Origin of the sequence: Reyranella sp., assembly GCF_965249915.1 — a bacterium.
Taxonomy (GTDB): domain Bacteria; phylum Pseudomonadota; class Alphaproteobacteria; order Reyranellales; family Reyranellaceae; genus Reyranella.
The window spans coordinates 4,285,867-4,310,414 of sequence record NZ_OZ252257.1; the positions used below are offsets into that span (position 1 = coordinate 4,285,867).

The following is a 24,548-nucleotide window of genomic DNA, read 5'->3' on the forward strand; positions in this document are numbered from 1 at the left end:
TTGAGAGCCGGAACCTACTTCAAAGTTTTGTGGAGTGTAATCTCGGCGTTGAGCAGCTTTGAAACCGGACAACCTTTCTCGGCCGCCTCGGCGAGCTTGTCGAAGGTCGCCTGGTCGAGGTTCGGCACCTCGGCCACCAGGGTGAGGGCCGACTTGCTGATCTTGAAGCCCGGACCGTCCTGGTCGAGCGAGACCGCCGCCTCGGTCTCGAGCAGGGTCGGCGTGAAGCCCGCCGTCTGCAGCTGGAACGCCAGCGCCATGGTGAAACAGCCGGCATGGGCGGCGGCAATCAGTTCTTCGGGATTGGTGCCCTTCTCGCCCTGGAAACGGGTCTTGAAGGAATAGGGCGTCTTGGACAGGACGCCCGAATCGCTGGTGAGGCCGCCGGTGCCGTCCTTGCCCGTGCCGCGCCATTCGGCCTTTGCCTTACGGATCATCTGTCGTCTCCTTCGGTTGGTCGATGACACACCATGCCCCGGCCGTATGACAGAAGCGATTCCTCCCTTGGTATAGGAGCAACGCGAGGGCGGTCGGGCGCCGTGGGCGTCTGTGCTATCCTCGGCCATCGGGTGAGGAGACGGGTTCATGCGGGTAGTTTTCGCGGCGCTGGTGTCGGCGCTGCTGCTGGTGGGGTTTGCGACCGGTTCCTGGGCGCAGAACGGGCTGGAGCGCTTCGAGAAGGAGATCAAGCCTCAGTTCGGGCTCAAGACGCTGAGCTATGCCAGCGCCCAGCCCCTGGGCGCCTCGGGCTTCGTCCTGAACGACGTCGTCGCGGTCGTACCGGCCAACGCCGCGACGGGCGACAAGGAAAGCACCATCAAGATCGACAAGGTGACGGTCGATGAACTCGACTTCGATCGCCTGAGGAACGACTCCAAGGACGATCGTGCGCCGCGGTTCGCCAGGCTCCGGATGCAGGGCATGACGGGCGACGACGAGATGTTCACCGCCCTCGAACCCTACGGCGTCCCCAAGGTGCCGTTCGACATCGCGCTCGACTATCGCATCGACCCGGCGGCCAAGGTGCTGACTCTCAACATGCTGGAGGTCACCCTGCGCGGCCAGGCGCGCTTTGCCCTGTCGATGATCGTGGATGGGGTGAGCGACGACACCGACATGGACACCGCCAAGGACCAGGGCCGGCTGCGCAGCGCCTCCTTCACGATCGACGACAAGGAACTGCTGGGCAAACTCGTCCCCGCCATCGCCAGCGAGGAAGGCATCAAGCCCGCGGAGCTGATCACGACCGCGCTCGATGCGCTGGCCGGCTTTGCCCAGGCGCAGACCGGCGAGACGCTGAAGGCGCTCGACGCCGTCTCTTCCTTCGTCGGCGACTGGAAGGCGCCCAAGGGTCCGCTGGTGCTGGGCCTGAAGCCCACCAAGACCGCGGGCCTGCAGGACATCGACAAGATCATGGTGCCGGATGCGCTCTCGACCCTGTTCGGCTTCACGGCGACCTATCCGGACACGCGGACCGGCGCGGCGAAGGCGGGCTCCAAGGGCAAATAATCAACCAAGACGTCACGGGAGGAAACATGAAGCGGCGTACTCTTATGGCCGGCGCGGCGATGCTGCCGTTCGGCCTTCCGGTCCAGGCCCAGGAGGCCTATCCGTCGCGGCCGATCACGATGATCGTGCCCTTCCCGCCCGGCGGCGTGGCCGACATCACGGGCCGCCCGACGGCGCATGTGATGGGTAAGCTGCTGAAGCAGTCGGTCGTCGTGCAGAACAAGGGCGGCGCCGGCGGCGCGGTGGGCACGGCACAGGCCGCGCGCGCGGCACCGGACGGCTACACGATCCTGATGGCGCTGTCGTCGATCTCGGTCCTGCCGGTGGCCGATCGCCTGCAGGGCCGTGCACCCGCCTATGAGCTCGACCAGTTCGCGCCGATTGCCCTGATCAGTGCCGATCCCACGGTGCTCGTCGTTCGCGAGGACGGTCCCTTCAAGACGCTGAAGGATCTCGTCGAGGCCGCAAAGGCCAAGCCCGGAACGATCAACTACGGCTCCTCGGGCGTCTACGGCACGCTTCACGTGGCCATGGAAATCTTCGCCGATGCCGCGGGCATCAAGCTGTTCCATATTCCCTACCAGGGCGGCGGACCGGCCGTCGCGGCCCTGCTGGGCGGCCAGATCGACGCCCTGGCCTCGGGCCCGTCGGCGGCCATGGGGCAGATCAAGGCCGGCAAGATGCGGGCGCTCGCGGTGTGGGGCGACAAGCGTCTCGCCTCCATGCCCGACGTGCCGAGCATGAAGGAGCTGGGCTACGACGCCACCTTCTACATCTGGTCGGGACTGTTCGCGCCGGCGGCGACGCCCGCACCGGTCATGGCGACATTGCGCGATGCGGCGAAGCGCACGGCCGAGGATCCTGAATTCAAGGAGGCGATGGCGAAGGTCGAGACGCCGATCGCCTATCTCGACGCGCCCGAGTTCAAGGCCTTCCTCGACAAGGACGCGGCACGGCTGAAGGTCGCGGTGGAGCGAATCGGCAAGGTGCCGGAGCAATAGCCCCCTACTGCTTCGCGTAGGGCCGGCGCAGGCGCTCGACGTCGGCCTCGCTCGGCGTGTAAGGCTGAGCCTGCGGATCGAAACGCGTCCAGCCGGCGGCGCGATAGTCCGTCTCGCGCGCGAGATGGTCGATCGGGCGATGCTGGTCCATGATCAGGAGCACGCGCTGCTCGTCGGCCTCCGAAGTGCGCATGCTCACCATCGTGCCGCCGCGCCGCACCGCCTCGCAATAGACCTCTGCCTCCCGCTGCGGCACGCCGGACGACACGAGCGCGCCGACAAGGCCGCCGGTCGCCGCGCCGGCAACGGCGCCCACAGCCGTCGCGGCCAGAGCGCCCGCCGCCACGACCGGCCCCAGTCCCGGAATGGCGATCATGCCCAGGCCCGCGAGCAGACCTGCCGTACCGCCCAGAGCGGCGCCGATTCCCGCACCGGCGCGGGACGGTTCTTCGCCGCGCACCGTCTCCTCGCAGACGTACCGGTTGGCGATGATGTTGATGTCGGATGAGGGCGCGCCGGCGGCCTCGAGATCGGCGACGACCTGCCTAGCCTGCGCATAGGTGTCATAGACGCGCGTGATGGTCTTCACGATGAGCCTCCTGCCGAGTTGCTAGTGCGAAACCACGTTGCCCTTGAAGTCGATGGCGACGTTCACCGGCGCACCGGCCTTGCGGGCTGTTCCGCGCCAGATGCCGTCAGCGTCCTTGGAGAGTGTCGAGACGTCGGTGCAACCGGCGGCGACGGCGCGATCCCTGGCCTGCGCTTCCGTAAATGAATTGGCGCCCTTGAACGGCGCACCAGGGTCTGGCGCCTGTGCCTTGAAGACGTCGCCTCGGCAGGCCTGCATAAAGGCGTCCTGGGTGATGCGGCCGTCCTTCGGCTCCGCCTGCGCGCGAATACGGATGTAGGCGATATAACGATCGGCCTCGGGACCGGCGATCACGCCGTCCTTGTCGACATCCGCCTGCGCCCACTCTGCCGCGCAACCGGCTTCGTCGGCCGCAAAGGCCAATGGGGGTATGGCGACAAGTGCCGCCGTTAGAACCGCCGTTCCTGCAACCAGGCGAACCATCGAAATCTCCGTGAACAACTTGATTCTCGCGCGATGCATCTCCCATCCAAGAAACGACAGGACGTGCAACCCCGTTCCCGAGGCTGGCGTTTTGTAAACAGCGGTCGCCATTCCGGCGGTCGCGGCGAACATGGAGAAACGCCATGAACGACCAGAAGCAGAATCCCTCGCAGCAGCAGGATCGCGATCGCCAGCAGCGCGAACAGGTGCAGCGCGAGCAGCAGCAGAAGCAGAACCAGCAGCCCAGCCAGAAGCCTGGTCAGCCTCAGCAGCCGCAGAACAAGGACCGTTAGTCCTTGATGCCTCGAAGCAGAATGCCCGCCTCAAGGCGGGCATTCGTTTTGGGGCCGGAACGAACAAACACCTTAACGAACAAGCAGTGGAGACTTTCGATGACGTTCCGAGCCGCCGATCCGCCGCGCGAGATCCCCTCCGTTCCTCCCGTCCCCGGCAAGGTCGATCCGGTGCCGCCGGAGATGCCGGCGCAGCCCGACATGCCGATGCCTGAAGATCAGCCGACGCCGGTCCCTCACCCGTCGGGCCCGCCGAGCCCGATCGCCTGAGGCAGGAAAGACTACTCCTTCACCGCACCGGTGAGGGAGGAGACGTAGTAGTCGACGAAGAACGAATAGAAGATCGCCACAGGCAGCGAGCCCAGAAGCGAGCCGGCCATCAGGGAACCCCACTGGTAGACGTCACCGGAGACGAGTTCGGTCAGGATGGCGACCGGGACGGTCTTCTTTTCGCTGCTCTGGATGAACGCCAGCGAGTAGATGAACTCGTTCCACGACAGGGTGAACGAGAAGATGCCGGCCGAGATCAGTCCGGGCACGGCCAGCGGCAGGGTGATGCGCCGCAGGATCTGCAGACGCGTCGCGCCGTCGATCAGCGCGCATTCCTCGAGTTCGTACGGGATCGACTTGAAGTAGCCGATCAGCAGCCAGGTGCAGAACGGCACCAGGAAGGTCGGATAGGTCAGGATCAGCGCCAGCGGCGTGTCGAACAGGCCGAGCTGATAGACCGTCGTCGCCAGCGGAATGAACAGGATCGACGGCGGCACCAGATAGGCGAGGTAGATGCCGAGACCGACATACTGGCTGCCCTTGAAGCGCAGGCGCTGGATGGCGTAGGCCGCCAGCACGCTGGAGAACAGCGACAGGAAGGTCGCGCAGAAGGCCACGCCCATCGTGGTCAGCAGCCATTTCGGATACGCCGTCTGGAACAGCAGCTTGTAGATATGATCGAGCGTCGGGCTGCCGATCAGGAATGGATTGTAGGTCTTGTAGTCGTACAGCTCGGCATTCGGCTTGAAGGCCGTGATCGCCATCCAATAGAACGGGAACAGCAGGATGACGACGAAGCAGAGCAGCGGGACGTAGATCGTCACCATGCGCCGGCCGCGGCTCTCCCAGACCATGTCGTCGGGAGGCGCGGTGGCATTGGATGGCGTCAGCGCCTCTGTGGCGACGTTAGTCATTGGCCTCTCCCTGCTGCCACTTGCGGCGCGCGAGTGCGAAGTAGCTGAACAGCGTGGCGAACACGAGGAACGGGATCATGGCGACGGCGATCGCCGCGCCCTCGCCCAGCTCGCCACCGGCGATGCCGCGCTGGAAGGCGAGCGTCGCCATCAGGTGGGTCGAGTTGATCGGCCCGCCACGGGTGATCGCATAGACGAGCTGGAAGTCGGTGAACGTGAAGATGATCGAGAAGGTCATCACGATCGCCAGGATCGGCAGCAGCAGCGGGAAGGTGATGTAGCGGAAGCGCTGCCAGGCCGTGGACCCGTCGAGCAGGGCGGCCTCGTAGAGCGACGGCGAGATCGTCTGCAGGCCGGCCAGCAGGGAGATCGCCACGAACGGAATGCCGCGCCAGATATTGGCGGCGATCAGCGACCAGCGCGCCGGCCACGTCGTGCTCAGGAAGTCGAAGGGCTTGTCGCGGATGCCGATCACGTCGGTGGCGAGATAGGAAATGATCGAGAACTGCGGATCGTAGATCCACCAGAAGGCCAGCGCCGACAGCACGGTGGGCACGATCCACGGCAGCAGGATGATGGCGCGCAGCAGGTTCTTCATCGGCAGGTGCCGGTTCAGCAGCAGCGCGAGCCAGAGGCCCAGCGCGAACTTCCCGAACGTCGCGACGGCCGTGTAGAAGACGCTGTAGAACACCGCCGTCCAGAACTGCGGATCCTCCAGCAGGTACTCGAAATTATCGAGGCCGATCCACTTGCCGGTACCGCCGATCTTGGTGTCGGTGAAGGACAGCCAGATGCCGAGGCCCAGCGGATAGGTGAGGAACACCATCAGCAGGCCGCAGGCCGGCAACAGGCACATGAAAATCAGGAACGCCTTGTTGTCGAACAGGCGCGCCAGCCAACCCTGCTGTATGCGGGTCCGGTTCCAGTCGGTCATCGTGGCGACGGTCATCTTCCCTCCGGAGAGCGGGAAAGCGGCGCGACCGTCGGTCGGTCGCGCCGTTTCCGAACTGCGCCTTAGCGGTAGTAGCGGCGCGTGCGGCGCTCCGCTTCCTTGGCGGCATCGGCCGGCGTCGCCTGGCCCGAGGCCACGGAGGCGAACATCTGCACGAGGATGTATTCGGCCGCGACCGTGCCGGCGGCCTGGGTGATCGGACCCTTGTAGCCGCTCCAGAAGCGGTTGTTCATGGTGTTGCGATAGATCTCGATCTTGGGATCGCTCGTCCACACCTTGCTCTTGTCGTAGGCATTGAGCGGATGCGCCCAGTAGCCGAGGCAGCCGGTCAGCCACGGATCGTACTGCTCGGCCTCCATCATGAAGGTGAGATAGGCCTTCGCGGCGTTGGGAAACTTGGTGTGCTTGAACACCATCGCGTTCAACACCGTGGCGCTCATCGGTGTCGAACTCGCCACGCCCTGGGTCAGCAGCGCGTGCTCGGTGTCGTCGGCGATCGCCTTGGTCGCCGGATCGTTCTTCAGCGCGAAGTACATCGACACGCCGTTGGCCGTGAAGAACAGCTCGTTCGACGCATAGGCCCGGTTGTTGCTGATGTCGTTCCACGACATCGTGCCCGGGATGAAGGTCGGATAGAGCTCCTTCACGTAGTTGAGGGCGTTCACCGTTTCCTTGCTGTTGATGATGACCTTGCCGTCCTCGTCGACCAGCGCGCCACCATGGGCCCACAGCATCCAGTTGGCGAAGCCGTTGGCGTCGCCCACCGCGTTGCCGAGCGCGAAACCGGCCGGCTTCTTGATCTTCTGGAGCTGCTGGCAGAGCTTCAGCAGGTCGGGCAGCGTGGTCGGCACCTTGTCGAAGCCGGCTTCCTTCACCGCCGAGGCGCGGTAGACCAGCGGGCCGCCGGTGCCGCCCATCGGCAGGCCGATCCAGTTGTTGGTCTTGGCTCTCTTGCCGAACTTCTCGCCGAGGAACATCCACCCGCCGTACTTCTTGCCGAGATACTCCGCGACGTCGCTGAGTTCGACCACCTTGTCGGCGTAGATGTGCGGATCTTCCGCCCAGCCCAGGACGACGTCGGGGCCGGCACCGGTGTTCGCCGACACGGCGGTCTGCTGGCGGATGTCTTCCCACCCCACGAAGTCGACCTTGACCTCGACGCCGGTCTCCTTGGCGAACTTGGCGCTATTGGCACGGAAGATGACCTCGTCGGGCTCCACGAAGCGCGCCGGCCGGATCAGGCGGAGCGTGGCGCCTTTCTCGATCGGCAGCTTGGGCGCCGGCACGTCGGCCTTGGGAATCTCCGACTGGGCGTTGGCCGCGCGGCCCATCGCCATCGCCGCCGCTGCGGCACCGAGAATGATCGACTCACGCCGCCTGATGATGAACGCCATTGTTTCCTCCTTTGTTGATTATCGTCTGTCTTTTTTTCCCCGTTCTCAGAGGCGCTGGCCCGACTGCTGGTCGAACAGATGGACCAGGGCGGGATCGGGCCTCACGGGCAGGATCTCGCCGGGCTTCGCCGTAACGCGTTCGCGGAAGGCCCCGATCACCGGCTGGCCGCCGATCTTCATCAAGACCTGGGTCTCCGATCCGGTCGGCTCGACCACCTGGACGGTGGCCGGAATGCCGCCGGGATCGAGCATGAGATGCTCGGGCCGCACGCCGTACACGGCGGGACCGTCGGCCGGACGGCTGCCGTTGGCGGGCAACGGCCAGGCCGTGCCGTCTTCCATGCGGAGCGCGCCGTTCGACACGGTGCCCTTCACCATGTTCATGGCCGGCGAGCCGATGAAGCCCGCGACGAACAGGTTGGCCGGCCGGTCGTAGAGTTCGAGCGGCGCGCCGATCTGTTCGATATGGCCGTTGTTCATGACCACGATCTTGTCGGCCATGGTCATGGCCTCGATCTGGTCGTGGGTGACGTAGACGGTCGTGACCTTGAGCCGCTGGTGGAGCTCCTTGATCTCCGAGCGCATCTGCACGCGCAGCTTGGCGTCGAGGTTGGAGAGCGGTTCGTCGAACAGGAAGACCTGCGGGTTGCGCACGATGGCGCGCCCCATCGCGACCCTCTGGCGCTGGCCGCCGGAGAGCTGGCGCGGGAAGCGATGCAGGAGCTGCTCCAGGCCCAGAATCCTGGCGGCCCGGCCGACCTCCTCGTCCATCACGGATTTCGGCGCCTTCGCGAGCGTCAGCGAGAAGGCCATGTTGTCGTAGACGGTCATGTGCGGATAGAGCGCGTAGTTCTGGAACACCATCGCGATGTCCCGGTCCTTCGGCGGCACGGTGTTGACCACCCGCCCGCCGATCGCGATCTCGCCCGACGTGATGTTTTCCAGCCCCGCCAGCATGCGCAGCAGGGTGGACTTGCCGCACCCGGAGGGGCCAACCAGCACCACGAACTCGCCATCGGCGATGTCGACACTGACGCCATGTAGAATCTCTACAGGCCCGAACGCCTTCCGCACGGTGCGGACCTCGACCGTCGCCATATTTCCTCCACGCGCGCGGCCTCGGGCCGCTTATTGCTTGTACTTCTGCCGGTTCTTTCGACCGATCGTAACCGGATCATAGCAAAGCCCGGGCGAAGTGCGAGGACTACTGACGAGATGGTGACCGGGTTACCGAGCAACCGCTTGTCGAAAGCCCGAGCCGCCTTCAGGATGGGCAAAGTGCACTTTTATTTTGGGGATTTCCGCAATGAACTTTGACGCTCTCGGTGCTGCCTGGGCGCCACGCCTGCTCAGCATCCTGCGAATCATGAGTGGCCTTCTCCTGCTGCAGCACGGCACTGGCAAGCTGCTGAAATTTCCGGCAGGCGTCGTCCCGGCCAACTTCAACCTCATGTCGATGCCGGGCTATGCCGGCATGATCGAGTTCGTCTGCGGCATCCTGCTGATCATCGGACTGTTCAGCCGCCCCGCCGCCTTCCTCGCGTCCGGCATGACGGCCGTGGCCTACTTCATGGCCCACGCCCCGCAAGGCTTCTATCCGATCCTCAACAAGGGCGAGCTTGCCGTCCTCTATTGCTTCGTCTTCCTCTACATCGCCGCGGCCGGCCCCGGCCCGTGGAGCATCGACGCCGCACGCCGGAAGTAGCGCTTAACGCGCCTTCGCCGAAACGCTATGGAACGAACGGACGGCTGCCTCGTGCAGCCGTTTCGCCGTGTGCACGACACGAAGAAAAATGAAGCAGGAGGAGCGTTCATGTCCCAGCCGGTCTCGATCAACCGCCGCCGCTTTGCCGCCCTCGCCGGTGCGACGGCGCTCACCGCGCCAATGCTGGCGAACGCCCAGCCCCGCTGGAAGCCCGAGAAGCCGATCACGATCTACAACCCCTTCGCCGCGGGCGGCGTCACCGACGTGCACATGCGCCTGCTGGCCGAGGCGGTGGGCAAGATCCTGGGTCAGCAGATCATCATCGACATCAAGCCGGGTGCGGCCGGCACGCTGGCGCCGGCCATGCTGCTCAACGCCAAGCCCGACGGCTACACGCTGGCCGTCATGAGCATCAACACGCTGCGCTATCCGCATTATCAGCAGACCAACTGGAATCCGCTGACCGACTTCACCTACATCACCGGCCTGTCGGGCTACACGATGGGCATCGTCGTGCGCTCCGATTCTCCGTGGAAGACCTTCCAGGACATGATCGCCGCCGGCAAGAAGGACCCGGACAAGTACAATTACGGCACCTCGGGCGTCGGCGGCACCGGCCAGCTCATGATGATCGAGGTCGAGCAGGCGACCGGCGCGAAGTTCACCCACGTGCCCTACAAGGGCGGCGCGGAATGGATGCAGGCGCTGATGAGTGGCGAGATCCAGTTCATCGCCGATGCCGCCCAGTGGGCGCCCTTCGTCGACGACGGCAAGTGCCGCATCCTGGCCTTCGCGACCGAGAAGCGCATCCCGCGCTATCCCGACGTGCCAACGATGATCGAGCTCGGCGTGAACGTCGTGGGCCAGAGCCCCTACGGCCTGCTCGGCCCCAAGGGCATGCCCGCGGAGATCGTCAACACACTCTACGAAGCCTTCAAGCAGGCCTCGACCGAACCGAAGGTGACCGAATATCTCGCGAAGTTCATCCAGGTGCCGTGGGACAAGAACCCCGCGGAGTTCCGTGCCTTCGCCGAGAAGTACTATGCCGACGTGAAACCGCTGCTCATCAAGGCCGGGCTCGCGAAGCCCTGAACAGGAGAAAGCCATGGCGTTGAAGAAGGTGGCCCTCGAGATCGGCATGGGCACCGATATCCGGGGCGGCGACTATACGAAGGCCGCCGTTCGGGCCCTGCGCGACGCGCTGTGGCACAACTCCCTCACCGTCGCGACGGCGCTCGGCAAGTCGAGCGACGACATGGTGGTCGAGGTCCTGATCGGCGTGCCGCAGCCCGACCAGGTCGACACCGCGCAAGTGCTGGCGGTCCTGCCGCACGGCACGGGCACGGTGAAGGTGGTCGAGGGCGGCCTCGAGATCGACAACGAAGCCGGCACGGACAAGACGGTGATCGCCCAGGCGGCCGCCATCGTCCGGCTCGACCTGTAAGGGAGCCAAGACCATGACCGCCAAGCGCGTGATCCTCGAACTCGGCACCGGCAACGACCTGCATGGGGGCGACTACACCAAGGCCGCCCTGCGCGCCGTGCAGGACGCCCTGCACCATTCCTCGCTCGCGATGATCCGGACCCTCAAGATCGACACCAAGACCGGCATGTTCGTCGATGTCACGATCGGCGTGCAGCAGCCCGACAAGGTCGACGCGGAGAAGGTGAAGGCCTCTCTGCCGCACGGCATCGTCACCGTGAAGGTGGTCAAGGGCGGCCTCGATATCGCCGATCCGGAGAACAACGACCCGGCGGTGATCGCCAGCGCCGCCATCGCGGTCCGCATGGAGATTCCTCAAGCGAAGTGAGCGCCATGCTGCTCTATGAACACCCGCTGTCGTCCTATGCCCAGAAGGTGAAGATCGCGATGCGCGAGAAGGGTCTGGACTTCACGGTCGAGACGCCGGCCGCGCTGGGCAGCGGCACGGCCGGCGGAGCGTTCGCGGCGGCGAGCCCCCGCAACGAGGTCCCGACCTTGATCGACGGCGAAGCGCGCATCTTCGATTCGACGATCATCCTCGAATATCTCGAGGACAAGTATCCCTCCCCACCCCTGCTGCCTCGCGATCCGGCGGCACGCGCCGAAGCGCGCATGATCGAGGATCTCTGCGACACGCTCTACGAGGCGGTGAACTGGGGCCTGAGCGAGATCCGCTGGTTCAAGCGGGCCGAGGGCGAGCAGGCGGAGAAGATGAAGGCCACGGCGGCGCGGCAGACCGCCGAGTTGCAGGCCTGGCTCTCGGACAAGCTTGGTGATCGGCCCTGGTTCAACGGCGCCCACTTCGGCTGGGCCGACCTCAGCGTGGCGCCCTACCTGAACCGCTCGTTCTTCTACGGGCTGGGAACGCCCGCCGGCTCAACTCTGGCGGAATGGCGCGACCGGCTCATCGAACGCCCATCGGTCGCCACGACCTTCAAGGAGTTCGAAGCCGCCGCATCAGGCATGGCCAGCGCACACGAGCGGCTCGCGTCGGGACAAATCCGACGCGAGTACCGCGATCATCGTCTGGAATGGATGATGAAGTCCGGTGGCCAGCAAGTCGTTCTCGACGGAATCGCAAAGAACAACATCCGCTTCACCTGGCCGCTGGGCTGACGAAGCGTTAGCCGCGCGCAGCGCGGCCCATGAACAGCAGACCGGCGCCCGCGATCACGGCGACGATGCCGGCGATGGTCGGGATCGGGATGGTGCGCTGTTCGTCGGCCGTGACCTTGAGCGGGCCGGCATCGACGATGGTCTTGCGCTCGGTGAAGGAGATATTGTCGATCGCCAGACCGGCAATGCCGATCGCGATCAGAAGGACGCCCAAAATTGCCATCGGCTTCATGCCGCAAACTCCCCTGTGGTTCCCCGGACAACGCAAAAAGTCGTCCGGGGTTGCCCGAGTGGGGAATTCAGGCCTTGGGCCGCACCAGCATCGCCAGTCCCTGCTCGATGGCCGTGCGGGCCATGGCGCGGAGCTGGTCGTCGGTGGCGCTGCTGACCGGATGGCCGATCTGGGCGAAGGCATAGCCCGGCATGCCGAGCACGCGGCTCATCATGTCGGCGGCACTGGCGAACCGGGTCGTCATCACGCTGAACGCGGGAACGTCCAGTCTTTCAGCGGTAACTGAGTCGTGCAGACTGCACGATGAACAGCTGCCTCAATCCCCCAGGCCGGAGACGACGGCATCCCAGCCCTTGATTTCCGCCACGATGTGGGGATCGGCCGGCGCGCTGTAGTTCGACTTGGTGCGGCTCACCACCTGGGCGACGCCGTATTCCTCGCGCAGGATCTGATCGAGGTGCCTGAAGAAGCCCTTGGTGCCTTCCTTGCCGTTCGAGATGAAGCCGATCGTCTTGCCTTCCAGCGTGTCGAGGCGCGGGGCGAGCTGGCCGGCCGGCGGGGCGGTGCCGGGCGTGGGATCGAGAACTTCGAACATGTGTTTCCTCTTACTTCTTGGGAGGTTCGCAATCGACGCAGACGCCGATCGGCAACGTCACGGCATGGCTCTTGTTGCCGAGCCAGGGCGGGATGACGGCGCCGAAGCCGCCGGCCGGTCCGCCCGCGGCCACGACCAGAAGCTGGTCGGGCGAATCCATCGCGGTGTAGACGCTGTCGCCGCGGTCGCGGACGACGGCGCCCTTGCCGACATCGGCCCATTCGCGGCGGTGGATGCGGGCGCGTTCATGGATGAAGGTCGCGATGTCGGCCTTGGTCCAGCCGCCGGCCTGCAGATGCTCGCGCAGCTGTTTCGGAATGATCAGCGCGTAATTGCCGGGATGGATCGAGTAATGGCGCATGTTGGCGCGCATCTCGGCCGCGAAGGTTTCCAGGATCTCCTCGGGCTTGGTCGTCCATTCGTTCATGAGCTGGCGCGGTGCACCGGCCGCCAGCACGGTCACGGAGGACGCGCCCTTCGGCACGCCGCGATGCTCGGCCAGCGGCAGCCAGCTCGTGTCCTCCTCGTCCTCGGCGACGCAGTAGCTGAACTTGCCGGGATGGCCGAGGGTCGACCGGTCGATCACGCCCGGCCGGTCGTCCAGCAGGTTGATCAGGCAGAGCCGGATGGCGCGTCCGATGACCGCCGTCGCCCGGTCCGAATTGGCGAGCGCATTGAACGAGCCGCTGGCGCCAATCTCGAGCCGGATCGGTCCGTTCAGGATCACCAGCACCGCGCAGCCGCCGGTGCTCGCCGTGGCCCCGTGCATCAGAAATTCTTCCTGCATCATGGCGGTCCAGGCCGTCACGACGACCGGGAAGTGCATGGGCAGGCAGCCCGCCATGACGGCGTTGATCGCCAGCTTCTCGGCGGTGATGGCGAGGCCGCGCACCGGCTCGATGCCGATCAGCTGGTCGGGCGGCATCATCACCCATTCCAGGCATTCCTGAACCGCCTCGCGCGTCGGCGGCACGATGGGCAGACCGTCGGTCCAGCCGTTGGAATGATAGAGCTCCTGGACCGCCGAAATGCTGTCGGCCGAATAGGATCGGGATGCAAACTGCACGCTGTTTCCTCCACCGCTCCGGGCACATGACGCCGGCCGGCTTCCTGGCAGGATAGACTTCTGCGCGCCTATGCCAACCGCAAGCTGATAGCCTGGATTATTCCATTTCGCGTATCAACGCGTGGCCGGCCTGGGCCACGATCGCCGCGCCAGGGCCAGGAAACCGGCCGCCGCCGGTGACGGCTCGCGTTCGCGCAACAGCACGATGCCGAGGCGGCGCGACAGTTTCGGCTCGCCGAGCCGGACCGCGCGCAGGTCGCGCCCCAGGAAGTGGCCCGTCGCGCCGGTCGGGACGATGGCGAGACCGACGCCCGCCCGCACGCAGCCCATCAAGGTCGCGAACTGACTGACCGTCGTCATCTGGCGCAGCGTGACCCCCGCGACCGACGCGGCGGCATCGATCGTCCGGCGGGTCCGTGAATCGCCCGGCAGCGCAACCAATGGCTCGTCGCGCAGTTCGGCGAGCGTGACGGTGGGACGGCTGGCCAGCCGATGGCGGCGCGGCACGACGAGGCAGAAGGTCTCGCGCTGCAGCGCCTCGCCCGACATCGCATCGGGCAGTTCGTCGACATAGGCAAGGCCTATATCGGCGATGCCGCTGCGCACCGCTTCCAGTACGCTGCCATGCACGCCTTCCTGGACATGGATCTCGATGCCGGGCCGGTCGGCGCGATAGGCCGCGAGCAGGAGCGGCAGGGTTCCGCTCGCCACCGACATGATGCTGGCAATCGCCAGCCGGCCGCGCTGTTCCTCGGCGACCTCGCGGACGAGCGCACCGTGATGCGCAGATCGTTCAGCATGCGCTCGGCCACCGCCGCGAACTCGCGGCCGGCCGGCGTGATCTGCACGTGGCGCGTGCTGCGCTCGAACAGGCGAACGCCCAGCGCGGTCTCGATCCGCTTGATGGTGCGGGTCAGCGCCGGCTGCGAGATGCGCAGCCGCGCCGCCGCCGCGATGAAACTGCCGTATTCGCCGACGTCGAGGACTGCCTCGAGCTGGCGGGCGCTGAAATCCGGCAGGGTCGGCTGGGCCATGGCAGCTCACGCTTTGAGAAGAAGAAGGATCCCTCACGGCGTTCGGGATGACACCGTTTTCTTCATCGGCGCACCACGCCGACCCCCAGCAATAGTGTCATCCTGAACGCAGTGAGGGATCCTTGCTCGTATCCGTGCACCCAGCGGCGACTAAGCCGCCAGCATGCGCCCCGGGTTACGCTGGCGCAGGATCGGCATGATCCATTTGCCGAAGCGCTCCGCCTCCTCGTCGTGCAGATAGCCCGACAGGCAGAAGGAATGGCAGCCGAGGTCGATGAACTTCTGCAACGTGTCGGCGCACTGCTCGGGATCGCCCACGATGGCGATGCCGGCGCCGGGGCGGACCTGGGTGATGCCGGTCCACAGATGCGGCTCGATGGTCTCGCCGATCGCCGCCAGCTCGCGCACGCGGCGGTTGGCCTCCGAGGTGGCGAAGCGTTCCTTCACGAAGGCCTTCTGCGCCTCGCTCGCATGTTCGACCAGTCCATGGGCGAAGTCCCAGGCTTCCTTCTCGGTCTGGCGGCAGACGACCTGCAGGCGCATGCCGAAGCCGATCTCCTTCTCGCGGCCGTGGCGCGCCGCCATCGACTTGATCTCTTCCATGTTGGCGCGGATACGCTCGTAGGTGTCGCCCCAGAAGAGATGCACGTCGGAGTGCTTGGCGGAAATCTCCCAGGCCTGCTTCGAGCCACCGCCCAGATAGAAGCGCGGGTGCGGCTGCTGCAACGGATAGGGCCGGATCTGCGCGCCCTTCAGCTGATAGAACTTGCCGTCGAAGTTCACCGGACCCTTCGTGGTCCACAGCGCCTTAAGGATCGAGACTTCCTCGTCCATGATCTCGTAGCGCTCTTCCTTGCCCCACTTGATGCCTTCGGAGGCATTCTCGGCCTCGCTCTGGCCGGCGATCAGGTTGATGCAGATGCGCCCGCCCGAGAGCTGGTCGAAGGCGGTGATCATCTTCGCGAGCAGCACGGGATTGATGTAGCTCGGCCGCGCCGCCACCAGCATGCGCATCGTCTTGGAACGCGCCATCATCATGGCGCTGGAGATCCAGGCCTCCCAGCAGGCGGTCTGGACCGGCACCAGCATGTATTCGAAGCCCGCCGCCTCGGCAGCACCAACGATCTTGTCGAACAGTTCGAGCGACGGCGGCACCTGCGCGCTCGGCAGTCCATAGGCGGTGGTGTCGCCGGCGGTGGGCAGGAACCAGCCGAATTCGAGGCGCTTCTTCTCCATCATTTCATTCCTTCTCGATGCCGGCGGCCTTGGAGAGCCGGCCCCATTTCTCGATTTCCGACGCGATGAAGGGGCGGACGTCCTCCGGTGCCTTGCGCTGCGGCTCGAACGAGATGCCGCGCAGGCGCTTGATCACCTCGGGATCGGTCACGATCTCCTGCACCGCCTTGTCGATCCGCGCCACGATCTCGGGCGGCGTCTTCGACGGCGCCATGATCACGAACCAGGCGTCGAGCGCGAACTGGCCGAGCCCCGCTTGCTGGAAGGTCGGCACCTCGGGCAGCAGGGGCGAGCGCGAGTCCGAAGCCATCACCAGCGCCCTCACCTTGCCCGCCTTCACCTGCGGCACGGCGATGGCCACGTCGGCGAAGGTCATGTCGATCTGGCCGGACAGCAGGTCTGCAAGCGCCTGCGGCGCGGACTTGTAGGGCACGTAGGTGATCTCCGTGCCGATGCGCTCCGCCAGGGTCGCCGTGATCACACGGGCCGACGGCGTACCGGCACCGGACGTCAGCGCCGGCTTTGCCTTGGCGCGCTTGATGAAGTCGGCAAGCGTGTCCATGCCGACATCGGCGCGCACCAGTAGGACGAACTGGATGAAGCCGTAGAAGCCCGCCGGCGCGAAATCGACCAGCGAATCGTAGGGCACCGACTTCATCAGGTTGGGATTGCCGGCATGGGTGGCGGCCGTGGCGATCATCAGCGTGTAGCCATCGGGCGCGGACTTGGCCACGTAGTTGGCGGCGATCGACCCGTTGCCGCCGCCTTTGTTGTCGACGATCACCGGCTGGCCGAGGCGCGGTGCGAGTTGCTCCGCCATGAGACGCGCCAACGTGTCGGTGGCGCTTCCCGCCGCATAGGGCACCACGATGGTGAGCGGCTTCGTGGGCCATGATTGAGCGCGTGCAGGAGATGCAGCGGCGGATGCTGCGGCGAGGATCGTGAGGGCTTTGCGCCGGCCGATTGTCATGCCGACCTTTATGCTGGCGGCAGCACCGATGCGCAATTGCCGCTGGTCGAAGCGCGAAAGAGGCGGCACGATCCGCCGGCTTCAAAGGGAGATCTCATGCTGCAACACGGCAGGCGTCCGACAATCGCATCGCGGCACGGCATGGTGGCGGCGGCTCATCCGCTGGCGGCGGCGGCCGGCGCGCGCATCCTGTCGAACGGCGGCAACGCCTTCGATGCGGCGGTTGCGACGGCAGCCGCGCTGAACGTCGTCGAACCCTATATGTCCGGGCTCGCCGGCCGCGGCGTCGCGACCTGCTACATTGCCGCTGAGAAGCGCGTCCGCACGCTCGACTTCGTGGGACCGATCTCGAAGAACTTCCCCATCGACAAGCTCAACAACCGCTCGCAGCTCCAACGGGGTGCGCTGGCGGTCGGAGCGCCGGGCAATCTCGCTGGCTGGTGCGAGCTGAACAGCAGCCATGGCAAGAAGAAGCTGCCGGAGCTCTTCGCACCGGCGATCGCCCTCGCGCGCGACGGCTTCCAGTTGATCGAATTCAACCTCGAGGAAATGCAGGCCATTGCGGGCGACCTCGCAGGCCACAAGGCGCTGCATCCGGAATGGTCGCGCGTCTATACCGGCGGCGCCGGAACCGTGAAGCCGGGCTTCGTGCTGAAGCAGCCCGATCTCGCCCGGACGCTCGAGGCGCTGGCGACTGAAGGCCCCGGCCTGCTCTACGGCGGCGCGTTGGGCCAAAAGATCCTCGACCGGCTGACCGAGTTGGGCGGCTGCATGGTGATGGACGACCTGCTGGCCGCCAAGGCGACCTGGCGGGACCCGGTCTCCGTCACCTATCGCGGCCGTACCGTCCACGTGCCGCCGCCGCCCTGCGAGGGTTTCCAGTTCCTGCTGACCCTGCGCATCCTGGAAGGCTTCGACCTGGCCGCAATGAAGCGCAATTCGACGGAGCATGTCGACACCGTGCTGCGCGCCGTCCGCCTCGCTGCCGGCGTCCGCATTGCCGCCGGCGTGCCGTCGCCGCAAAAGCTGGCCGAGATCCTGTCGGACGCCCATGTCGAGTCGCTGCGCGCCCGCGTGCGCGACGGCAAACCGGTGATCGGCCCGACCGAGCAGTGGACGCCGCCGCACGAACCGGTCTCGCCGACCGACGAGAGCCACACCACGTCGTTCTCGATCGCCGACCGGGACGGCAACCTGATCTGCCTGACGCAGAGCCTGGGCAGCGTGTTCGGGTCCGGCGTCGTGGTGCCCGGCACCGGCCTCTGCCTCAACAACTTCCTCTACTGGGCCGACGTGAACCCGCAGAGCCCCAACCGCGTGAAGCCGGGCGAGCAGCTCCCGATGTGCATGGCGCCCTCGATCTCGACGAAGGACGGCGCTCCGATCCTCGCGCTGGGCACACCGGGCAGCTACGGCATCCTGCAGACCCAGCCGCAGGCCATGGTCCAGCACGTCGATTTCGGCCTCCCGCTGCAGCAGGCGATCGAGGCGCCCCGCGGCCGCCTCACCGATGGCGCCGCCGTGCTGCTGGAATCGCGCCTGTCGCCGGAGGTTCATGCGGACCTGCGCAAGCTCGGCCATAACGTCACGACCGGTCCGGAATGGACCTGGAGCGTGGGCGGCATGCAGGGCGTCGCGGTCGATCCCGAAACCGGCATCTTCACCGGCGGCTGCGATCCCCGCCGCGACGGCTACTGCGTCCCGGCGTAGAGGCCTACTTCAGCGGCCGCGACGGCTCGGAAATCTCGGCCATGGCGGCGCCGACTCGAGCCTCCGCGGCGGCATCCGGCTCGGTGGCGATGTCGCCCAGGGCCACGATCCCGGCCAGGTTCTTGTCCCGGTCGAGAACGACGAGACGCCGGATCTGCAGCACTTTCATGCGTTCGAGGACCTCTTCGGTCGCCTCGTCGCAGTAGGCATAGGCCACATCCTCGGTCATGCAGTCCTTGACCAGCGCGTCGACCGGCGACCAGCCGGCCGCCACCGCCCGTACGACGATGTCGCGGTCGGTAATCGTCCCGACCAGGCGTTTCCCATCACAGACAGGTAGCGAACCGACACCATCGCCTCCATGGCCTCGGCGGCCGCCTGGAGGGAGGCGTCGGGCGCGATCGTCTCGACCTCGCGGGTCATGATCTCGGATACCAGCATGCGCGGGTAATGCGACTCTCTCGACATGGTTGCGGCCGGCTTAGGCATTCCTCTTGCACGGAGCGGCAAGGCAAGATGGAATGCGGTCCAACGAGAATGTTCACGAGGGGGATGGTTGATGCGTAAACTGGCATGGCTCGCGGTCGCTGCGATCGCCGTCATCGGCGCCGGCACGGCGAACGCGCAGGAGACGCCGCGCAAGGGCGGCACGCTTCGGATGACCGCGCCCTACGCCGCGAGCTTCGGCAGCCTCGACCCGCACGTGACGCCGCGCGCCCAGGACGACATCGTCGGCAAGGCCCTGCAGCGCTCGCTTTACAACTGGGACACCGCCGCCAACAAGCTGTCGCTGGAGCTCGCCAAGTCGGTCTCCGTATCGGCCGACGGCCTCACCTACACCTACAAGCTGCGTGACGACACCTTCTTCCATAACGGCCGCAAGATGACGGCCGACGACGTGATCTTTTCCTTCACCCGCATCATGGACGGCAGCAAGGGCTATCCCGGCGCCCGCTATGTCCGCCTGATCAAGGGCGCGGTCGATGTCGAGAAGGGCACCGCCAAGGAAATCTCCGGCCTGAAGAAGATCGACGACTACACGCTCGAGATGACGATCACCGACCGTGTCGACCCCGGCTACTACTTCTTCGGCGGCTCGACCGCGATCCTGCCCAAGGAGGAGGTCGAGAAGGGCAACTATGCCTCCAATCCGGTCGGTCTCGGCCCGTTCAAGTTCAAGGAACACATCCCGGGCTCGCGCGTCTCGATGGACCGCTTCGACAAGTTCTACAAGACGGGCCAGCCCTACCTCGACAAGCTCGAAGTGCTGATCATGGCCGAGGCCGCGGCCCGCGACGTCGCCTTCCGCAACAAGGAGATCGACACCTCGATCCTGGGACCGGCTCAGTACGTCGCCTATCGCGCCGATCCGCAGCTCTCCAAGGGCATCCTCGAAGTGGCCGAGATGTTCACGCGCTCGATGCACATGAACCTGAACTCGATCAAGCCGTTCCAGGACAAGCGGGTGCGCCAGGCGATCAACTACGCGATCGATTCCAACCTGATCATCTCGCGCCTGGTCAAGGACAAGGCCTATCGCGCCACCAGCTGGCTGCCGCCCTCGTCGGCGGCCTTCGACAAGACCGTGAAGCCCTACCCCTACGATCCGGAAAAGGCCAAGAAGCTCCTTGCCGAGGCGGGCTACCCCAACGGCTTCGAGTTCGAATGGACGACCAGCCAGAACGAGAGCTGGGGCCTGCCTATCGTCGAGGCGGTGATCCCGATGCTGGCGAAGGTCGGCATCAAGGCCAAGCCCAAGCTGGTCGAGGTCACGGTGCTGACCGAGATCCTGATGAAGGGCGACCACCAGTCGCTGATCGCGTCCAGCCTGACCGGGCCCGACTCGCTCGCGACCCTGCGCTGCTACTACTCCAAGACGCCCCGCACGGCCTGCAATTATACCGGCTTCAACAACGCCGATTTCGACAAGCTGCTCGACGATGCCGCCCAGGAAGGCGACATGGCCAAGCGCGACGAGATCCTGAAGAAGGCCAACAACCTGCTCTACGACGAGGCGCCGGTCTGGTTCTTCAACTACAACAAGGCGGTCCTGGCCTTCCAGCCGTGGGTCCACGGTCTGCAGCCCAACCCGACCGAGATCACGCATCAGTACCCGGAGAACATCTGGGTCGACGCCAGCTCCCCGGCCAAGTAACCGGCGACACAGAAAGTTAAGGGTCCCTCGCGGCGCTCGGGATGACAGCCTCTTTGTCATGCCGGGCACGAGCGAGGGACCTTTAGAATCCTCGCAATGCTCCTCGTCCTTGGCCGCCGCCTCGCCAACATCATCCCGACGATGCTCGCCGTCGTGGCGCTCGTCTTCCTGCTCTTCTCCGTCCTGCCGGGCAGCTTCATCTCGGGCATGAACGAGGACGGCCGCTCCACCATCGACCCCGCGGTCATGGAGCGCATGCGCAAGGAGATGGGGCTCGACGATCCGCTGATCGAACGCTTCGCCAAGTATGTGGCCGCGACCGCGGTTGGCGACCTCGGCACCTCGTTCCGAACCCGCGAACCCGTGACCAAGATGCTGGCCGGACGCATCTGGCCCTCGCTGAAACTGGTCCTCGCGGCGATGACCTTCGCCATCCTGGTCGGCGTCACGCTGGGTTTCCTGGCGGCGCTCAAGCCCGGCAGCCTGGTCGATACCGCCGCCATGGTCGGCGCCATATCCGGCCTCTCGCTCAGCCAGTTCTGGTTCGGCCTGATGCTGATGTATCTGTTCGCGCTCAAGCTCCAGTGGCTGCCGAGCTTCGGCTACGGCGATGGCGGCCTGCGCAACCTCATCCTGCCGGCGATCGCGCTGGGGGTCGGGCCGATGGCCCTGCTCGCCCGCACCACGCGCGCCGCGGTGCTCGACGTGCTCAACGCCGATTTCGTCCGCACCGCACGCAGCAAGGGCATGAGCGAGCGCCGCGTCGTCGAATGGCATGTGCTGCGCAACGCGCTGGTCCTCGTCATCACCATCGTCGGCCTGCAGTTCGGCTCGCTGATGGGCCAGGCGGTCGTCGTCGAGAAGCTGTTCGCCTGGCCGGGCGTCGGCTCGCTCATGGTCGACTCGGTGTTCCAGCGCGACATGCCGACGGTCCAGGGCTGCATCCTGATGATCGTGCTGTTCTTCCTCGTCATCAACACACTGGTCGACATCGCCTATGTCGTGATCGACCCCCGGATCCGGTACCGATGAGCATTGCCCTCAAGCTTCCCCGGTTGCGCCTGAAGGGCGGCGCTTCCCTGTGGGTGGGCGGCGGCCTGGTCGCCATCGCCATCTCCTCCGCACTCCTGGCGCCGTGGATCGCGCTGACCGATCCGGTGCTCGACGCCAACCTGATGAACGCCGAGATCCCGCCCTGCTGGGAGTTTCCCTTCGGCACCGATGCGCAGGGCCGTGACATCTACTCGCGCATCGTCTGGGGCGCCCGCGTGTCGCTGAGCGTCGGCATCATCAGCCAGATCTGCAACAGCCTGATCGGCGTCACCCTCGGGCTCACCGCCGGCTACTGGGGCGGCTGGTGGGACGATCTGGTGAGCGGCCTCACCAACCTGATGCTGGCGATCCCGTCGCTGGTCTTCGCACTGGCCATCATGGCGATCCTCGGCCCCGGCCTCGTCAGCCTCGTGATCGCGCTCGGCCTCACCAGCTGGTCCTATTCCTGTCGCATCGCCCGCGCTCAGGTCCTGTCGCTGAAAAGCCAGGGCTACATCCAGGCGGCGCGCATCCTGGGCTATGGCGACCTGCGCATCATGTTCACCCAGATCCTGCCCAACATCCTGGGGCCGCTGATCGTGATCGCGACCCTGGGCATGGGCGGCGCCATCCTGGCCGAAGCGGCCCTGTCGTTCCTCGGCCTCGGCATCCGCCCGCCCTTCCCCAGCTGGGGCAGCATGCTGTCGGAGGCGCGCGACCAGATCACCACAGCGCCCTGGCTGTCGGTGTTCCCCGGCCTCGCCATCTTCTTCACCGTGCTCGGCCTCAACCTGCTGGGCGACGGCCTGCGCGACTATCTCGACCCGCAGTCGACGACACGGCGCGGATGAGGGCCCGCGCATGACGACGCCCCTTCTCAAGGTCGAGAACCTGCGCATCGCGCTGGCCGGCGACGGCGTCACCTACGATGCCGTCGAGAACGTCTCGTTCGAGATCGGCCGCGGCGAAGCCTTCGGGCTGGTGGGCGAATCGGGCTGCGGCAAGAGCATCACCGCGCTGTCGGTGATGGGCCTGCTGCGCCGGCCGCTGTCGCTGGCCGGCGGCAAGATCATCCTCGACGGAACGGAGATCCAGAACGTCTCCGCCGCCGAGATGCGCCGCCTGCGCGGCAAGCGCATCGCCATGATCTTCCAGGAGCCGATGACGGCGCTCAATCCGCTGTCGCCGGTCGGCCGGCAGATTGCCGAGATGTTCGTGCTGCACCAGGGCGCCAGCTGGAACGAGGCCATGGACCGCGCCGAGGACGCGCTGCGCCAGGTCCGCGTGCCGTCGCCCGAGCGACGCATCAAGGACTATCCGCACCAGCTCTCGGGCGGCATGCGCCAGCGGGTGATGATCGCCATCGCGCTGGCCTGCGGGCCCGACCTGCTGGTCGCCGACGAGCCGACCACGGCGCTCGACGTCACGGTGCAGGCCGAGATCATCGACCTGATGGCGGAACTTTGCGCCGCCAAGGGCACGGCCGTGCTGATGATCAGCCACGATCTCGGTCTGGTCGCCAACATGTGCAAGCGGGTCGCGGTGATGTATGCCGGCCGCATCGTCGAGAGCCAGGTGGCCGACGCCATCTTCGCCACGCCGACCCATCCCTATACGCAGGGCCTGATCGATTCGCTGCCGCGGCTCGGCGAACGCGCCCGTCGCGGTCGCCAGAAGCTGCGCGAGATCTCGGGCGTCGTGCCCTCGATCGCCAACTATCCGGCCGGCTGCCGGTTCAATCCGCGCTGTCCCGCCGTCACCGATGTCTGCCGCACGATCGTGCCCGAGGCCACGCCGCTGCCGGCCGACGGCCTCGTAAGGTGCCATCACCATGGCTGAGTCCCTGCTTTCGCTCGACGACCTGGCGGTCCACTTCAAGGTCGGCAACGCGCTGGCCGGCGGCATCAAGACCCTGAAGGCGGTCGACGGCGTCACGCTCGACGTGAAGCCCGGCGAGTGCCTGGGCCTGGTGGGCGAATCCGGCTGCGGCAAGTCCACCCTCGCGCTCGCCATCATGGGCCTGCTGCCGCCGACCCGCGGCACGATGAACGTCGATGGCCAGCAGATTTCCGGCGCCACGCCGCCCGACCGCATGAAGATGGCGCGCACGGTCCAGATGGTCTTCCAGGACCCCTACGCCTCGCTCAATCCGCGACAGACGGTGCGCCGCACGCTCGCCGATCCGCTGCGCCTGCACGGCATCACCGACAAGGCCGAGGTCGAGGCGCGCGTCATCGAAATGATGGCCAAGGTCGGCCTGCGGCCCGAGCAGGCCGACCGGTATCCGCATGAATTCTCGGGCGGCCAGCGCCAGAGGATCGGCATCGCCCGCGCCCTGATCCTCAAGCCCAAGCTGGTGCTGTGCGACGAGCCGGTGTCGGCGCTCGACGTCTCGATCCGCGCCCAGATCATCAATCTCCTGCTCGAACTCAAGGATGAGATGGGCCTGTCCTACATCATGATCAGCCACGATCTCGGCGTGGTCGAGCATGTGAGCGACCGCGTGGCGGTGATGTATCTCGGCCGCATTGTCGAGCAGGGCGGCTGGCAGGAGATCTTCGAGAATCCGCGCCACCCCTATACGCGCGCCCTGATCGCCGCGATCCCCGACCCGTTCCACCGGGCCGCGATCAGCGCCGACGCCAAGGCACGCGGCGAGATCGCCAGCGCGCTCAATCCACCCCCGGGCTGCCATTTCAATCCGCGCTGCCCGCTCAAGGCCGATATCTGCACGGCCGAGTATCCGGCGTTCGGCGAGGTCTCGCCCGGCCATCGCGCGGCTTGTCATTTCCGCGATCGCGTGGGTTGA

Annotated in this window: 30 protein-coding genes and 1 pseudogene; 15 read left to right on the top strand and 16 right to left on the bottom strand. The window is 66.1% G+C overall.

Annotated features, from left to right (window positions below; all coding sequences use genetic code 11):
- Window positions 1–14: 14 nt before the first annotated feature.
- A complete protein-coding gene (locus tag ACP15H_RS21220; RefSeq protein ID WP_425068125.1) occupies window positions 15–437 on the bottom strand; it encodes an OsmC family protein in 423 nt (140 codons plus the stop codon).
- 148 nt (window positions 438–585) lie between these two features.
- Between ACP15H_RS21220 and ACP15H_RS21225 the strand changes: the two genes are divergently transcribed.
- Both ACP15H_RS21225 and ACP15H_RS21230 read left to right on the top strand, forming a co-directional pair.
- Complete coding sequence (locus tag ACP15H_RS21225; protein WP_425068126.1) at window positions 586–1,509, top strand: hypothetical protein; 924 nt, start codon at window positions 586–588, stop codon at window positions 1,507–1,509.
- A 26-nt stretch (window positions 1,510–1,535) separates the two neighbouring features.
- Window positions 1,536–2,510: a Bug family tripartite tricarboxylate transporter substrate binding protein gene (locus ACP15H_RS21230; RefSeq protein ID WP_425068127.1), complete on the top strand. Its 975-nt coding sequence runs from the start codon at window positions 1,536–1,538 to the stop codon at window positions 2,508–2,510.
- Window positions 2,511–2,514: 4 nt separating this feature from the next.
- Here the strand turns inward: ACP15H_RS21230 and ACP15H_RS21235 are convergent, their stop codons facing one another.
- Both ACP15H_RS21235 and ACP15H_RS21240 read right to left on the bottom strand, forming a co-directional pair.
- Window positions 2,515–3,099 carry a hypothetical protein gene (locus ACP15H_RS21235; RefSeq protein WP_425068128.1) on the bottom strand — a complete coding sequence of 195 codons (585 nt, stop codon included), beginning with the start codon at window positions 3,097–3,099 and terminating at the stop codon, window positions 2,515–2,517.
- A 21-nt stretch (window positions 3,100–3,120) separates the two neighbouring features.
- Entirely contained in the window at window positions 3,121–3,714 is a 594-nt protein-coding gene (locus ACP15H_RS21240; protein ID WP_425068129.1) for a hypothetical protein, read from the bottom strand.
- Window positions 3,715–3,725: 11 nt separating this feature from the next.
- Between ACP15H_RS21240 and ACP15H_RS21245 the strand changes: the two genes are divergently transcribed.
- The gene (locus ACP15H_RS21245) at window positions 3,726–3,875 is read left to right on the top strand and encodes a hypothetical protein (RefSeq protein WP_425068130.1); all 150 of its coding nucleotides are present in this window, start codon (window positions 3,726–3,728) and stop codon (window positions 3,873–3,875) included.
- 99 nt (window positions 3,876–3,974) lie between these two features.
- Window positions 3,975–4,145 (top strand): hypothetical protein, encoded by a 171-nt coding sequence (locus ACP15H_RS21250; RefSeq protein WP_425068131.1) that lies wholly within the window; start codon window positions 3,975–3,977, stop codon window positions 4,143–4,145.
- Window positions 4,146–4,156: 11 nt separating this feature from the next.
- On the opposite strand, the gene ACP15H_RS21255 is transcribed toward ACP15H_RS21250, so the two are convergent.
- From ACP15H_RS21255 to ACP15H_RS21270, 4 genes are all read right to left on the bottom strand, one after another.
- Window positions 4,157–5,059: a carbohydrate ABC transporter permease gene (locus ACP15H_RS21255; RefSeq protein ID WP_425068132.1), complete on the bottom strand. Its 903-nt coding sequence runs from the start codon at window positions 5,057–5,059 to the stop codon at window positions 4,157–4,159.
- Entirely contained in the window at window positions 5,052–6,008 is a 957-nt protein-coding gene (locus tag ACP15H_RS21260) for a carbohydrate ABC transporter permease (protein ID WP_425068133.1), read from the bottom strand. The genes ACP15H_RS21255 and ACP15H_RS21260 overlap by 8 nt, the downstream gene beginning before the upstream one ends.
- A gap of 65 nt (window positions 6,009–6,073) precedes the next feature.
- On the bottom strand, window positions 6,074–7,405 hold the full coding sequence (locus tag ACP15H_RS21265) for an ABC transporter substrate-binding protein (RefSeq protein ID WP_425068134.1): 1,332 nt from the start codon (window positions 7,403–7,405) through the stop codon (window positions 6,074–6,076).
- Window positions 7,406–7,450: 45 nt separating this feature from the next.
- A complete protein-coding gene (locus ACP15H_RS21270; RefSeq protein ID WP_425068135.1) occupies window positions 7,451–8,503 on the bottom strand; it encodes an ABC transporter ATP-binding protein in 1,053 nt (350 codons plus the stop codon).
- Between the two features lie 208 nt (window positions 8,504–8,711).
- On the opposite strand from ACP15H_RS21270, the gene ACP15H_RS21275 reads away from it, so the two are divergent.
- The 5 genes from ACP15H_RS21275 (at window position 8,712) to ACP15H_RS21295 (ending at window position 11,709) form a co-directional block, all read left to right on the top strand.
- Window positions 8,712–9,110, top strand: a complete 399-nt coding sequence (locus ACP15H_RS21275) for a DoxX family protein (protein WP_425068136.1) — start codon at window positions 8,712–8,714, stop codon at window positions 9,108–9,110.
- Window positions 9,111–9,218: 108 nt separating this feature from the next.
- Entirely contained in the window at window positions 9,219–10,202 is a 984-nt protein-coding gene (locus ACP15H_RS21280; RefSeq protein ID WP_425068137.1) for a tripartite tricarboxylate transporter substrate binding protein, read from the top strand.
- A gap of 13 nt (window positions 10,203–10,215) precedes the next feature.
- Window positions 10,216–10,554 carry a Lin0512 family protein gene (locus ACP15H_RS21285; protein WP_425068138.1) on the top strand — a complete coding sequence of 113 codons (339 nt, stop codon included), beginning with the start codon at window positions 10,216–10,218 and terminating at the stop codon, window positions 10,552–10,554.
- Window positions 10,555–10,567: 13 nt separating this feature from the next.
- Window positions 10,568–10,921 (top strand): Lin0512 family protein, encoded by a 354-nt coding sequence (locus ACP15H_RS21290; RefSeq protein ID WP_425068139.1) that lies wholly within the window; start codon window positions 10,568–10,570, stop codon window positions 10,919–10,921.
- A gap of 5 nt (window positions 10,922–10,926) precedes the next feature.
- Window positions 10,927–11,709: a glutathione S-transferase family protein gene (locus tag ACP15H_RS21295; protein ID WP_425069946.1), complete on the top strand. Its 783-nt coding sequence runs from the start codon at window positions 10,927–10,929 to the stop codon at window positions 11,707–11,709.
- A 7-nt stretch (window positions 11,710–11,716) separates the two neighbouring features.
- Here ACP15H_RS21295 and ACP15H_RS21300 read toward each other — a convergent pair whose 3' ends face one another.
- The 7 genes from ACP15H_RS21300 to ACP15H_RS21330 all read right to left on the bottom strand — a co-directional run bounded on the left by ACP15H_RS21300 (window position 11,717) and on the right by ACP15H_RS21330 (window position 16,911).
- The gene (locus ACP15H_RS21300; RefSeq protein ID WP_425068140.1) at window positions 11,717–11,941 is read right to left on the bottom strand and encodes a hypothetical protein; all 225 of its coding nucleotides are present in this window, start codon (window positions 11,939–11,941) and stop codon (window positions 11,717–11,719) included.
- A gap of 67 nt (window positions 11,942–12,008) precedes the next feature.
- The gene (locus ACP15H_RS21305; RefSeq protein WP_425068141.1) at window positions 12,009–12,536 is read right to left on the bottom strand and encodes a UGSC family (seleno)protein; all 528 of its coding nucleotides are present in this window, start codon (window positions 12,534–12,536) and stop codon (window positions 12,009–12,011) included.
- A gap of 10 nt (window positions 12,537–12,546) precedes the next feature.
- Window positions 12,547–13,602 carry a hypothetical protein gene (locus tag ACP15H_RS21310; RefSeq protein WP_425068142.1) on the bottom strand — a complete coding sequence of 352 codons (1,056 nt, stop codon included), beginning with the start codon at window positions 13,600–13,602 and terminating at the stop codon, window positions 12,547–12,549.
- 114 nt (window positions 13,603–13,716) lie between these two features.
- Window positions 13,717–14,298 carry a LysR substrate-binding domain-containing protein gene (locus ACP15H_RS21315; RefSeq protein WP_425069947.1) on the bottom strand — a complete coding sequence of 194 codons (582 nt, stop codon included), beginning with the start codon at window positions 14,296–14,298 and terminating at the stop codon, window positions 13,717–13,719.
- Window positions 14,184–14,636, bottom strand: a complete 453-nt coding sequence (locus ACP15H_RS21320; protein WP_425068143.1) for a LysR family transcriptional regulator — start codon at window positions 14,634–14,636, stop codon at window positions 14,184–14,186. The genes ACP15H_RS21315 and ACP15H_RS21320 overlap by 115 nt, the downstream gene beginning before the upstream one ends.
- Before the next feature lie 150 nt (window positions 14,637–14,786).
- Window positions 14,787–15,875, bottom strand: coding sequence for an LLM class flavin-dependent oxidoreductase (locus ACP15H_RS21325; protein ID WP_425068144.1), 1,089 nt, complete (start codon window positions 15,873–15,875; stop codon window positions 14,787–14,789).
- A 1-nt stretch (window position 15,876) separates the two neighbouring features.
- Entirely contained in the window at window positions 15,877–16,911 is a 1,035-nt protein-coding gene (locus tag ACP15H_RS21330; protein ID WP_425068145.1) for a Bug family tripartite tricarboxylate transporter substrate binding protein, read from the bottom strand.
- 27 nt (window positions 16,912–16,938) lie between these two features.
- On the opposite strand from ACP15H_RS21330, the gene ACP15H_RS21335 reads away from it, so the two are divergent.
- Window positions 16,939–18,552, top strand: coding sequence for a gamma-glutamyltransferase family protein (locus ACP15H_RS21335; protein ID WP_425068146.1), 1,614 nt, complete (start codon window positions 16,939–16,941; stop codon window positions 18,550–18,552).
- 4 nt (window positions 18,553–18,556) lie between these two features.
- On the opposite strand, the gene ACP15H_RS21340 is transcribed toward ACP15H_RS21335, so the two are convergent.
- A complete protein-coding gene (locus tag ACP15H_RS21340) occupies window positions 18,557–18,826 on the bottom strand; it encodes a CBS domain-containing protein (protein ID WP_425068147.1) in 270 nt (89 codons plus the stop codon).
- 39 nt (window positions 18,827–18,865) lie between these two features.
- Window positions 18,866–18,985: pseudogene (locus ACP15H_RS21345) on the bottom strand (hypothetical protein); the annotation flags it as partial.
- 126 nt (window positions 18,986–19,111) lie between these two features.
- Between ACP15H_RS21345 and ACP15H_RS21350 the strand changes: the two are divergent.
- From ACP15H_RS21350 to ACP15H_RS21370, 5 genes are all read left to right on the top strand, one after another.
- A complete protein-coding gene (locus ACP15H_RS21350; protein ID WP_425068148.1) occupies window positions 19,112–20,707 on the top strand; it encodes an ABC transporter substrate-binding protein in 1,596 nt (531 codons plus the stop codon).
- Between the two features lie 96 nt (window positions 20,708–20,803).
- On the top strand, window positions 20,804–21,739 hold the full coding sequence (locus tag ACP15H_RS21355) for an ABC transporter permease (RefSeq protein ID WP_425068149.1): 936 nt from the start codon (window positions 20,804–20,806) through the stop codon (window positions 21,737–21,739).
- A complete protein-coding gene (locus ACP15H_RS21360; RefSeq protein ID WP_425068150.1) occupies window positions 21,736–22,590 on the top strand; it encodes an ABC transporter permease in 855 nt (284 codons plus the stop codon). Before ACP15H_RS21355 ends, ACP15H_RS21360 begins: the two co-directional genes overlap by 4 nt.
- Window positions 22,591–22,600: 10 nt before the next feature.
- Entirely contained in the window at window positions 22,601–23,578 is a 978-nt protein-coding gene (locus ACP15H_RS21365) for an ABC transporter ATP-binding protein (RefSeq protein WP_425068151.1), read from the top strand.
- Complete coding sequence (locus ACP15H_RS21370; protein WP_425068152.1) at window positions 23,571–24,548, top strand: ABC transporter ATP-binding protein; 978 nt, start codon at window positions 23,571–23,573, stop codon at window positions 24,546–24,548. Before ACP15H_RS21365 ends, ACP15H_RS21370 begins: the two co-directional genes overlap by 8 nt.